This window comes from Brotocaccenecus cirricatena, from assembly GCF_020687045.1.
In the GTDB taxonomy this organism is placed as follows: domain Bacteria; phylum Bacillota; class Clostridia; order Oscillospirales; family Oscillospiraceae; genus Vescimonas; species Vescimonas cirricatena.
Map to the genome: position 1 here is coordinate 1 of NZ_JAJEPW010000075.1, position 11438 is coordinate 11438.

An 11438-nucleotide genomic window follows, 5' to 3' on the forward strand; every position below is an offset into this window, starting at 1 on the left:
CCCCCCCCCCCCCCCCCCCCCCCCCCCCCCCCCCCCCCCCCCCCGGGGGGGGGAGGACACCGGCAGATTGCAGGTGGTGTGCACCCTGTTCCCCTACTACGACTTCGTCCGGGCCATCGGCGGCGACCGGGTGGAGCCATACCTGCTGGTAACGGCGGGCCGTGAGGCCCACAGCTTTGAGCCCACGCCCCTGGACGTGATCCGCATTTCCCAGGCGGACGTGTTCATCTGCAACGGCGGCGAAAGCGAGACCTGGGTGGACGACATCCTGGACGCCGCCGGGGAGAGCATCGGCTCCGTGGTGCACATGATGGACCACGCCCACGTCCTGGGGGAGGAGTTCTCCGAGGGCATGCAGGGCGGTCACGATCACGACGAACACGCCCATGACGAGCATGACGGCCACGACCACGACGGCCATGAGGAGGAGATTGAGTACGACGAGCACATCTGGACCTCCCCCCGCATCGCCATGGACCTGTGCCGGGTCATCGCCGACACCCTGGCCCAGGCGGACCCCGCCCACGCCCAGGAGTATCAGGACCGGCTCGCGGCCTATCTCCGGGAGCTGACGGACCTGGACCGGGCCTTCCGGGACACGGTGGAGGCCGGGCAGCGGCATCTGCTGGTGTTCGGCGACCGATTCCCGCTGCTGTATTTCTGCCGGGAGTACGGCCTGGACTACCGGGCGGCCTTCCACGGCTGCTCCGGGGACACCGAGCCCTCCCTGGCCACGCTGAAATATCTCATCGACAAGGTGAATCAGGAGGACATCCCGGTGGTGTACACCATCGAGCTCAGCAGCCAAAAGGTGGCCAACGCCATCGCCGAGACCACCGGGGCCCGGGTGCTGACCTTTCATTCCTGCCAGACCCTGACCCGGCAGGAGTTCGACGGGGGCGAGACGTATCTGTCCCTGATGTGGAAAAATGTGGACGTACTGAAGGAGGGGTTGGCATGAGCGAACAGAAGGTGCTCATAGACTGCCGTGATGCGGCCCTGGGCTACGAGGGCCGCCCCATCTGGGAGCATCTGACCTTTCAGGTGCGCCGGGGGGATTATCTGTGCATCGTGGGGGACAACGGCTCCGGCAAGTCCACCCTGCTCAAGAGCATGCTGGGCCTGCTGCGGCCCCTGTCCGGGGAGATCCGCCTGGACGAAAGCCTCCGCCGGGGGGCCATCGGCTATCTGCCCCAGCAGACCCGGGCACAGAAGGACTTTCCCGCCACCGTCAGCGAGGTGGTGCTGTCCGGCTTTCTCAGCGCCCGGGGGTGGAAATTCTTCTATACCCCGGCCCAGAAGTCTCAGGCCCTGCAGCACATGGGCAAGCTGGGCATTCTGGAGCTGAAGGACAAGTGCTATCGGGAGCTGTCCGGCGGCCAGCAGCAGCGGGTGCTGCTGGCCCGGGCCCTGTGCGCGGCAGGGGACCTGCTGGTGCTGGACGAACCGGTGACGGGCCTGGACCCCGCCGCCGCCGACGACCTGTACCGCACCCTGCGGTATCTCAACCGCACCGAGGGCATGGCCGTGGTGATGGTGACCCACGACATCCGCAGCGCCCTGCGGGACGCTGCCGCCATCCTCCACGCCGGGCGGGACCAGTGGTTCCTGGGCACGCCCCGGGAATACCTGGCCTCCCCCTACGGAAAACGCTTCGGAGGTGACCTGTCATGAGCCTGCTGCTGGAAATGTTTACCTATCCCTTCATCGTCCGGGCCTTTGTGGTGGGCATTTTAGTGTCCCTGTGCGCGGCGCTGCTGGGGGTGCCGCTGGTGCTCAAGCGATATTCCATGATCGGCGACGGATTGAGCCATGTGTCCTTCGGGGCCCTGTCCATTGCCGTGGCCTGCGGATGGGCTCCGCTGCCGGTGTCCATCCCGGTGGTGATCCTGGCGGCTCTGGGCCTGCTGCGGCTGACGGAGCGAAGCCGCATGGGGGCCGATGCCGCCATTGCGGTGGTGTCCGCCTCGTCCCTGGCCGCAGGCGTCATCGTCACCAGCCTCACCACCGGCATGACCACGGACGTGGACAGCTATATGTTCGGCTCCATCCTGGCCATGGACCGGGCGGACGTGGCCCTCAGCGCCGGGCTGTCGGCGGCGGTACTGCTGCTGTTCGTGCTGTTTTACCACAAGCTGTTTGCCATCACCTTTGACGAGAGCTTCTCCCGGGCCACCGGCGTCCGGGTGGGGCTGTACAACACGTTTCTGTCGGTGCTGACGGCCCTGACCATTGTGCTGGGTATGCGGATGATGGGCGCCATGCTCATCTCCAGCCTGGTGATTTTCCCGGCCCTGTCCGCCATGCGGGTGAGAAAGAGCTTCCGGGGCGTGGTGATCCTGGCGGGCATCCTGGCGGTGGCCTGCTTCTGCGCGGGGCTTACCGCGTCGTACCTGCTGAGCACCCCGGTGGGCGCCACGGTGGTCATTGCGGACCTGGCAGCGTTTCTGATCTGCTGCGTCATCGGGAAAAAATAAAAAACAACATCCGGACCCTCGCATGGGTGCTCATAAGAAAGTAATCGAAGAAATTACAATTATGGCATCTGTCATGCAGGGTTGGCAACGAAATAACGGGTATCCGGTGAGCGCCGGATACCCGTTATTTTTTTGTCATCACGAAAAGCAATGGATTTATTCACAGCTTTCAGGTATAATGTTCTCAAATCAATCCTATCCCATCCATTCCGAGATTTTTTCAAAAAATCTCAAAAAAGTTTGAAAGCATTGGAACAATTCAGCCCTTCTCATGCCATATATAGTAGAGGGCTGAATACGAAAGCGATTGGAGGTGACGCTGATGGACAAACAGACAGGCCCGAACGGTTTTCTTGTAGTGCTGCCCGGTGAGATCATCGAGATACCGCAGGACAGCGACAAATCATGGCTGACGCTGTTTTACAGTCTGCCGCGAGAGCTTGCGGAGAAGTGGAAACCAGCCTGCGAGCTGCCGCGCTGTCCCTATGAGGTCTTGCGGACGGACAGGTATGACCACATTGTATGCGATGATATGTTCAAGCTGCTTGTGTGGGACTGCTATGCATGGAGCGCATGGCAGTTTTTCCAAGTGAAAGATCGCAAGGGAAATTACCGCGAGATCCCCGGCAACTGGAATCAATACGCAGGCTACTTCCCCTTGTGGCGGCTGTCGTACAGCATCATCCCCTACATCCGCATGAAGTTTGAGCAGAACGGTCTTGGTTTCCAGCGCCTTTACAATATTCCGCAAGGCGTGGAAGTGCCGTGGCTGACCTATCAGCAGTTCAGCAATCTGATCGGCAATGTCACCGACATGGTGATTGCGGAGCAGAACTGGCAGCCGATGATCGACGCGATCTGGGAAAACCGCACCGTGGAGGACTACGAAACCACCGGCAGCATCGTCAAGACGGACTTCATGCGGAAGTGGCATCACAACCGTTCCGGCAAGCCGATTTCTCTTGACGAGATGATGGAGAATGAGGACGGCGATATTTTCGAGGTAGCCGATCCTCGCGGCGAATTTGAGCAGAAGGTCATTTCTGAAATGCAGGTTGCATCCTTTTCCGAGCAGAATATCACAGAGAAAGACCGAGAGATATTGAAGCTGCGGATGGAGGGCTACACCGAGCAGGAGATTGCGGACAAGGTCGGCTACAAGACCGCCAGCGCAGTCCATAAGCGGATCGCCAAAATCGCGGGAGCCTATGAGGACTATGTGACAGTGAAGTATCAGAAGTATTTGGACAAGTAAACAGACGCAGAAGCGGCAGCAGTTACCGAGATGGTGACTGCTGCTTTTTCATGCGGGAAAGGAGATTTTATGAGCAAAGAACCGTTTGAAGCCATGCCCGATGTGATGGACGCAAAACAGCTTGCCGAAGCGTTGCAGATTTCCAAAGCGGGGGCATACAACCTTTTGAGCAGCCCGGACTTCCCGACCTTGCGGATCGGAGGGCGCAAATTGGTGATGAAAAATGAGCTGATGGAGTGGCTGAAAAGCCGCACAAACAAAACATCGTGAAAATGCAGTCAAGAGCTGGAAAAGTGGCAAATCAGCCGATAGGACAATGCGAAACGTACTGCGCATCGTTTGGGGTGCTTCCATCGAAAAATCGCAGCACTTTGCCAATTCAAGAGCTGAGAAAAAATCGTGAAAATCAGGAGGTTTTATGAGAACAGGGCTTACCAAGAAGCAAAAGACAACGGTGATCTATTTTGACGAGCATAGCCGCATGATCGAGGTGCAGACCCACAACACCGATCTCAAAAAGCGGCTGACGGCATTTGCGGCAAAGTACCCGCAATGCTGCCGCCAAACCGACGATGACGAGCAAGGCGGGCTAACCTTTGAGATTGAAAAAGGCAGATTGAGCTTCCGTCTGACTGCCCCATACAGCGAGGAACGCCGCAGGGCGGCGAGCGAACAGGCAAAACAGAACGGTATTCATAAAAAGGTCGCTGATTTACCATGAAGAAGGCGTTGATGTAAGTCGCTTTATATGCTATGCTTATTAGTGAGAAGTCGTTGGCAAACCGTGAGTTGTGGGGGTGAAAACAAATGAAGTATTTAGTTCTATTAGCAGGCTGTGGCCTCGGTGATGGTTCATGTATAGAAGAGGTAATTCTGACGTATGCAGCACTTGATAAATATGGGTGTGATTACACTCCTGTCGCAGAAAATGTTTCCATGCAGTCTGTGAACCACCTGACAGAGCAGATAGCAGAAAAGCGGAATATCCTTATAGAAGCAGCCCGCATCGGTAGGGGACGCATTAAAGATATTCATGAGGTTGATTTTGCAGAATACGATGCATTGATCATACCCGGTGGAATCGGTTTATTGAACAATTATAGAGATTCCCATGTGATAAAAACGTGCGTCACACATTTTATCAGCGAAAAGAAACCTGTCGCTGCCATGTGTGCGGGAATCGACTTTCTCCGCCGCTTCTATGGAAGTAATCTATTGGCACGTGAGATGGAAGAACTAACTGCTGAAAAATTCTGCTTTGATGCTGAAAATAATGTTTATTACACGCCTGCTTTCAGAAAAACCAACAATAGCTATACGGCGCTATTGGGCGTCGATTCTATGATTTGTGCGTTGAAACAGGGTAATTCAACCCCACCGCAAAGCTGGCATTGATCCTCTGCATTGCGCTGGACAAGTAATTTGAAGAACTGTTTTATTTTTAAGGAGGAAGCGAATGGAGCATATCGCTCTTTTGATTTTAGGCATATTCATCGCCATCATTGGAATCGTGAACATAATGGGGAATATCAGCACAATACATTCCTACAACCGAAGAAAGGTCAGGGAAGAGGATGTACCGAAGTATGGGAGAGCCGTCGGCACAGGTACACTGATCATCGGTGTATCTTTGATAGCGGCATTTGTCACAACTTTCTGGAGTGAAACGGCAATGTCTTTCATTGTTATTCCGGCGCTCGTCATCGGCTTGGGCTTTATCTTGTATGCACAGTTCAAGTACAATAAGGGAATCTTCTAACTCATTCTTCGAAAAACCTATTGACTGTCACCTTGGGGGATAGCTTATCCTGTTTGTGGAGGTGAGTACAATGCTCATAAATGAAGTATGCAAAGAATGTAACCTGACCAAAAAAGCAGTTGAGTATTACACAGAGCAGGGACTAATCCAACCAAGGATAACAGAAAACGGGTATCGGCAGTTCTCCGAGACAGATGCTTTGAAGCTCAAGCGGATTGCAGTTTTGCGCGGACTGGGCTTTTCCGTTCCAGAGATTCGCACAATTCTTGAGAATGATACCCATACAGCAATTTACGATGTCCTCAACAGAAGAGAGCTTGAAATCGCCGAGCTGCAAACAAAGCAGGCATTGATAAAACAACTTGCGGAAAGCGGCGATTGGGAGCTAATTGAAGGACAAGTGGAGGCGCTTCAAAACAAGCAATCCATATTGAACCGTATCCTTGATAAGTTTCCGGGCTTCTATGGAAAATTTGTGTGTTTGCACTTCGCTCCGTTTTTGAGCGAAGCAATCACAACGAATGAGCAGAGGGAAGCGTTTGAAACGATCATCCGATACTTGGACGGCATTTCAATTGCCGTTCCCAGCGATGTGCAGCAGTATCTCGATGAGGTTAGAGAAAATGCTGATGTTGCTGTAATGCAAAGCGCATCTGCCGCACTTGCGGCAGCTATGGCAGACCCGGAAAAGTATATTCACGACAACATGGAAATGCTCGAACAATATCGAGCGGTTGCGGAATCGGAGGAATATAAGGCATCTCCCGCCTACCGACTGCAAGAATATCTAAAGCAATTCCAAAGGGAGAGCGGCTATAACGATGTATTCATCCCCGCAATGCAGAGGCTTAGCCCCGCTTACCGCGAGTATCACAAATCCCTGCAAGCAACGAATGAGGTTTTCTTGCGGCATTTCCAGCAGGAGTGATTATGCAAAAAAGTTCATAGAACAATTCCCGCCCACCAAAGCGCAATCGACAAAAATCGGTTGCGCTTTTTCACTGCCTGCCCCATACAGCGAGGAACGCCGCAGGGCGGCCAGCGAGGCAGCGAAAAAGTGCGGCGTGCATAGAAAAGTTGCGGATTATTGAAACAAATCAGATTGAACCGGCATGTGTGCATGGTATAATTGATAGCGCAAAGAGAAATTGCGGTTTTGACAAGTCTGAATGATAGAAAGCAAAGCCGGAATCAAGTATAATAGAGTTGCGAAAGGAAGGAGGTGTTTTCCGTGAGCAAAAACCTTGCTGATAATATCGTTGCCCTGCGTAAAAAACACGGGCTGTCACAGGAGCAGGTTGCAGAAAAAATCGGCGTTACCCGTCAGGCTGTTTCCAATTGGGAGTGTAGAATTGCGACGCCGGATGTTGAAACCCTCGACCTGATAGCGAAGCTGTTTGACACGGATTTGACTGCATTGGTGAACGGAGAAAGCACAGCAGCAGAGAAACCAAAGGATAAAATGACGTTCAGCAAAAACGAATACTTAATTTGTCCTTGTAAAGTTTCATCTATACCATACTGGAAATCAAGGTCTATAACCGTACCCGATGGTATGTGTATTGTACACAAAGACAATTTCAATAAAACAGAATATCAGCATTACATTGACGAGCCTTATTTTCGCTTAATACATAGTCTGCAAGACTTGTCTATTCAAGTGCTTCCACAGGGGTATTTGCTTTATAACGCTACTTTGAAGGACTTTGCAGAGCACATCAATAGCTGCTATAGTGGGATCTGCGTAACAGAAGCCGACCTCCGAGACTACACAGCTCGTCCTGTATATGATTCCTCTTTATGGTTGGCAATTAAGAATAACCAAACCGATGAAGTGGTTGCAACAGGCATTGCTGAACTTGATAAAGAGGTTGGCGAGGGTGTTTTAGAGTGGATTCAAGTATCGGAACAATATCGTGGGTATGGATTGGGTAAATATGTCGTTTTAGAATTGTTATGGCGGATGAAAGAAAACGCCACGTTCGCTACTGTATCCGGTCAATGTAATAACCCTACAAATCCAGAGGCGCTGTATCGCAAGTGTGGATTCACCGGTTCTGATGTTTGGCACGTTTTGAGAAAGAGGTAAACAGATGGCGACTTGGATTGCACACTTAATGATTGCGGATGGCGTTCGAATGTATTCCGAACTTAGATATACATGGTTTCTGCGTTGGTAATATCGCACCGGATTGCAACGTAGAAAATGAAGATTAAACAGTTTGCCGAAAAGGATTTATTGAACAATTTGTAACTTTTGCAGAGAACCCCCTTGACAAATTCCATCCTGACGTTCCCTATGAGAGTATATTTATCATACCATGCATACAGCCGACTTCAAACTACACTTACCAAATTGATGATGCATATATTCAGAAGGTAAATGCGCTATTTGATAAGTAGCATACCTAAAATCCATATACCCCCAAAGACCGTTGACCCGCGCCGTGTGCGTACAGTCAGCGGTCTTTTTTTACCCAAAATCAAGAAAGGAGCTACCACCCATGACAAAGAAGAAAACGCCGCAGACCATCGAGGGATGCAACGCCGAACTGGAACGCACACAGAAGCTATTACAGCAGTACGAGAACCGAAATAAGATGCTCAACCGCAAGCTGTCCGTCGAGAAGCGCAAGGAGCGCAACCACCGCCTGTGTTCGCGGGGCGGGTATATGGAGGGTATCACGCCGGAGCTGATCGACATGAGCGACGAGGAAGCGAAAGTCTTTCTCCGGCTTATCCTCACAAGCGAAACGGCGCGGGAATTTTTGAAAAAACGAGCAGTGGAAACGACAGGCTGAATAAACCCTTGGCAACAAGGGCGCACTTATACACCCTGACGGGCGTTGTGCGCTCTGCCGAGGGCTGAACTCTCCACACAGCCCTGCCGTGTTCCGAGCTTGGCGGCGTTGCCGCGAACAGGGAAAACTGCATTTTCCCTGCGACGGCTTGCGCCGTCTACCCTTTTGCACACTTACCGCGAGGGAACGCCTTGCCGCCGCAAGCCCTTCTCTCCCGTCAAGTCCGAACGAGCGAAACGGAGGTGATACCATCGCAATCTACCATTGCAGCATCAAGATCGTCAGCCGGGGAAAAGGCAAATCCGCCGTAGCCGCAGCCGCCTACCGAAGCGGAGAGAAAATCACAAACGAGTGGGACGGCATGATCCATGACTACACCCGAAAGCGCGGCATCGTCCATTCGGAAATTCTGCTGCCGTCCAACGCTCCCCCGGACTTTCAAGACCGGGGAACGCTTTGGAACAGCGTGGAGCAAATTGAAAAGGCGTGCAACTCCCAACTGGCGCGAGAGTTGGAGGTTGCGTTGCCCATAGAGTTATCCAGAGAGGAACAGGTACGGCTTGTCCGTGCGTACTGTTCCTCTCAATTTGTTTCCAGAGGAATGTGTGCAGACTTCAACATTCACAACACAGGCAACGGCAACCCGCACGCTCATATTCTTCTCACCATGCGCCCGATGGACGCACAGGGCAAATGGCTTCCGAAGTCCAAAAAGGAATATGTGCTGGACGAAAACGGCGAGAAAATCCGTCTGCCCAGCGGCAGGTACAAGACCCGCAAGGTTGACCTTGTGGACTGGAACAACCGCGAAAACGCCGAGGTCTGGCGCAGGGCGTGGGCTGACCTCGCCAATGAGTTTTTAGCGCAGAACAACCGCCCGGAGCGCATCGACCACCGCAGCTATGAGCGGCAGGGAATCGACCAAATCCCGACCGTTCATATCGGCGTGACAGCGTCACAGATGGAGAAGAAGGGCATCGCCACTGAGCGCGGCGAACTGAACAGCAGTATCAAGGCGGCAAACCGCCTGCTCCGCGACATCAAGGCGCAGATCGGCAAGCTGAAAGAATTGAAGGTGCCGGAAAAGATGTTTACCGCTTTCCTTATCCGCAAACGCTACCTTTACCGCGCCCCTTCCGGCAGTCTCATGCCCTACGTCAAGGCGGCAGACGACGGCTTGTTTTTTGTGAAAGACTACATTGCCGTCAATGGGCATCAGGGGGTGTACACACTGGTGACGCCCAAGGGCAAGGCGCTGTTTCTTTCCATGCTGGGTGAGATCGCATAAAACCATTTTCTATGAGAGTGAGGTGATGTTCTATGGCAAAACGCGCACCCAGGCTGCAATTTACCGAGGAAGATCGTGCTTCCCCGGAGCTTGCGCCTACTATCCAGAAAGCAGACAAGAGGCTCAAGAAGCTGGAAAAGATCGAAGCGAAGATTCCAAAGAAAGAGGTTAAGCAGCGTGTTGTGGATTCCAATGGGAAGATCACGACACGCCTTTCTTTTGAGGAAAAGAAGCCGCCCTCCAAGCTCAGTCACGCCGCGAAGGTTTCCGGCGACGCCGTGCTGCACGGCGTTCACCGGGAAGTGCGGCAGAGCAATGACGGCGATAACGCCGGTGTGGACGCCGCAAATACGCTGACGGAAGATGCCGAGAGCGCCTATCAGGTGGGGCGTGAGATTCATCACGCCCACGAGCTTCAGCCATACCGCAAGGCGCATCGGGCAGAGAAAAAGGCAGACAAGGCCAATGCAGCAACCGTCATCACAGCGACGCCCATTGACCTGACGGATGTCGGGTATCTGCCGTTGGGCGAGGACGGGCTGAACTTTGTAGGCGGAGAGCAGACCGTAAAGGGTTTTCTGCACGAGCAGTTTCCAGAAAAGGCGAAGATCTCCCGCAACACCGAGGAAGTACAGGCCGAGAGCATTTCCTATGCCGTCTGCGCCTATTTCGGCATTGAGACCGGCGAGAACAGCTTCGGCTATATCGCCACCTGGTCAAAGGGCAAGGAGCTGCCGGAGCTGAAAGCCTCGCTGGAAACCATCAACCACACGGCATCCGGTCTGATTACGGACATCGACCGGAACTATAAGGCGCTGATAAAGGAGCGCGGACTGGATAAGGAGCCGGAGAGCCTTGCTGCCGAACCCGTGCAGGAGATCACGGTGCAGGAGCCAGAACCGGTCAGCGCACCGGATAATGGCTCCGTCCCTGACCCGGCGATTTCTGTGGAGAGCATGAACGCATACGGCTACACAGATTCCAATATGCTGCCGCTGACAAAGGAGCGTGCGCTGGAACTCATGGAGCGCGACGTGACCGTGTATATGCTTCACACCGACAACACCGAGGCCATGGCGTTTGATGCCGACGAAATCCGCAGCTTTGACGGTATTTTCGGCGTGGAAGCTTCCGAATGGGGGACGGTCAAAGACCGCTTCGTGCCGCAGGACTATGAGAAAGCGTTCCTTGATAACCCTGCCGACAGCTTTGCCATCTATCAGCTTCGGGATAATGACGACACGGTGCAGCTCCACTATATGAACTCCGAGTATCTGGAGAAGAAAGGACTATCCATCCAAAAGGAGAACTACGCCGCCGTCTATGCAGGAGACCTCGACCGCAGGGGTGATACGCAGGATAAATTGAATGAGCTGTATGAGACCTTCAATATCCGCCGTCCGGAGGATTTTCGCGGCCACAGCCTATCCGTCAGCGACATCGTAGCGCTGAAGCAGAATGGCGTGGTATCCTGTCATTACGTCGATTCCTGGGGCTTCAAGGAGCTGCCGGGCTTTCTCAAGCCGGAAAACTATTTAAAAAACGCGGAGATGGCCATGGAGGATGATTACGGTATGATCGACGGTATCATCAACAATGGCCCGCGCAAAACAGTCGCGGAGCTGGAGGAACAGTCTAAGACCGGCACGCCCATTTCTCTTCTGGAGCTGGCACAGGCCGTCCAGCGCGAAGACGCGGAAAAGCGCCGTGCCCAGCAGCCGGTACGCAGAGAAAAATCCGGCGAAAAGCCCTCCATCCTTGCGAAGCTGAAAACGCCGTCCGTAGCCGACACCAAATCTGTGAAGAGCGCCCCGAAACGGAGCGCGGAAAGGGAGCTGTGACATGAGCAACTTTACAT

General features: G+C 53.6%; 12 protein-coding genes and 1 pseudogene. All 13 read left to right on the forward strand.

What is annotated here, in order from left to right; translation table 11 throughout:
• Positions 1-73 precede the first annotated feature (73 nt).
• The 13 genes and pseudogenes from LKD37_RS15265 to LKD37_RS15335 all read left to right on the forward strand — a co-directional run bounded on the left by LKD37_RS15265 (position 74) and on the right by LKD37_RS15335 (position 11421).
• A complete protein-coding gene (locus LKD37_RS15265; protein ID WP_302929971.1) occupies positions 74-961 on the forward strand; it encodes a metal ABC transporter substrate-binding protein in 888 nt (295 codons plus the stop codon).
• A complete protein-coding gene (locus tag LKD37_RS15270; protein ID WP_302929961.1) occupies positions 958-1674 on the forward strand; it encodes a metal ABC transporter ATP-binding protein in 717 nt (238 codons plus the stop codon). Before LKD37_RS15265 ends, LKD37_RS15270 begins: the two co-directional genes overlap by 4 nt.
• Positions 1671-2477: a metal ABC transporter permease gene (locus LKD37_RS15275; protein ID WP_302929962.1), complete on the forward strand. Its 807-nt coding sequence runs from the start codon at positions 1671-1673 to the stop codon at positions 2475-2477. Before LKD37_RS15270 ends, LKD37_RS15275 begins: the two co-directional genes overlap by 4 nt.
• A 322-nt stretch (positions 2478-2799) precedes the next feature.
• The gene (locus tag LKD37_RS15280) at positions 2800-3732 is read left to right on the forward strand and encodes an RNA polymerase sigma factor (protein WP_302929963.1); all 933 of its coding nucleotides are present in this window, start codon (positions 2800-2802) and stop codon (positions 3730-3732) included.
• A 69-nt stretch (positions 3733-3801) separates the two neighbouring features.
• Positions 3802-4002 (forward strand): helix-turn-helix domain-containing protein, encoded by a 201-nt coding sequence (locus LKD37_RS15285; RefSeq protein WP_302929965.1) that lies wholly within the window; start codon positions 3802-3804, stop codon positions 4000-4002.
• A gap of 148 nt (positions 4003-4150) precedes the next feature.
• Positions 4151-4453: a hypothetical protein gene (locus LKD37_RS15290; RefSeq protein WP_177308198.1), complete on the forward strand. Its 303-nt coding sequence runs from the start codon at positions 4151-4153 to the stop codon at positions 4451-4453.
• Positions 4454-4539: 86 nt separating this feature from the next.
• Positions 4540-4911 (forward strand): annotated as a pseudogene (locus tag LKD37_RS15295) (DJ-1/PfpI family protein); the annotation flags it as partial.
• Positions 4912-5188: 277 nt separating this feature from the next.
• Positions 5189-5491, forward strand: coding sequence for a DUF3784 domain-containing protein (locus LKD37_RS15305; protein WP_302929966.1), 303 nt, complete (start codon positions 5189-5191; stop codon positions 5489-5491).
• 70 nt (positions 5492-5561) lie between these two features.
• Positions 5562-6419, forward strand: a complete 858-nt coding sequence (locus LKD37_RS15310) for a MerR family transcriptional regulator (protein WP_302929967.1) — start codon at positions 5562-5564, stop codon at positions 6417-6419.
• Positions 6420-6722: 303 nt separating this feature from the next.
• Positions 6723-7580, forward strand: coding sequence for a GNAT family N-acetyltransferase (locus LKD37_RS15315; protein ID WP_302929968.1), 858 nt, complete (start codon positions 6723-6725; stop codon positions 7578-7580).
• Positions 7581-7995: 415 nt separating this feature from the next.
• Complete coding sequence (locus LKD37_RS15320) at positions 7996-8292, forward strand: DUF3847 domain-containing protein (protein ID WP_302929969.1); 297 nt, start codon at positions 7996-7998, stop codon at positions 8290-8292.
• 88 nt (positions 8293-8380) lie between these two features.
• Positions 8381-9580, forward strand: a complete 1200-nt coding sequence (gene mobQ / locus LKD37_RS15325) for a MobQ family relaxase (protein ID WP_431833247.1) — start codon at positions 8381-8383, stop codon at positions 9578-9580.
• A 32-nt stretch (positions 9581-9612) separates the two neighbouring features.
• Positions 9613-11421 carry a YodL domain-containing protein gene (locus LKD37_RS15335; RefSeq protein ID WP_302929970.1) on the forward strand — a complete coding sequence of 603 codons (1809 nt, stop codon included), beginning with the start codon at positions 9613-9615 and terminating at the stop codon, positions 11419-11421.
• The last annotated feature ends 17 nt before the right edge of the window (positions 11422-11438 follow it).

Bases quoted from the DNA above. Each gene is read 5' to 3' on its own strand.
- LKD37_RS15270 (WP_302929961.1), top strand. From the start codon at position 958: ATGAGCGAACAGAAGGTGCTCATAGACTGCCGTGATGCGGCCCTGGGC.
- LKD37_RS15275 (WP_302929962.1), top strand. From the start codon at position 1,671: ATGAGCCTGCTGCTGGAAATGTTTACCTATCCCTTCATCGTCCGGGCC.
- LKD37_RS15280 (WP_302929963.1), top strand. From the start codon at position 2,800: ATGGACAAACAGACAGGCCCGAACGGTTTTCTTGTAGTGCTGCCCGGT.
- LKD37_RS15285 (WP_302929965.1), top strand. From the start codon at position 3,802: ATGAGCAAAGAACCGTTTGAAGCCATGCCCGATGTGATGGACGCAAAA.
- LKD37_RS15290 (WP_177308198.1), top strand. From the start codon at position 4,151: ATGAGAACAGGGCTTACCAAGAAGCAAAAGACAACGGTGATCTATTTT.
- LKD37_RS15305 (WP_302929966.1), top strand. From the start codon at position 5,189: ATGGAGCATATCGCTCTTTTGATTTTAGGCATATTCATCGCCATCATT.
- LKD37_RS15310 (WP_302929967.1), top strand. From the start codon at position 5,562: ATGCTCATAAATGAAGTATGCAAAGAATGTAACCTGACCAAAAAAGCA.
- LKD37_RS15320 (WP_302929969.1), top strand. From the start codon at position 7,996: ATGACAAAGAAGAAAACGCCGCAGACCATCGAGGGATGCAACGCCGAA.
- LKD37_RS15335 (WP_302929970.1), top strand. From the start codon at position 9,613: ATGGCAAAACGCGCACCCAGGCTGCAATTTACCGAGGAAGATCGTGCT.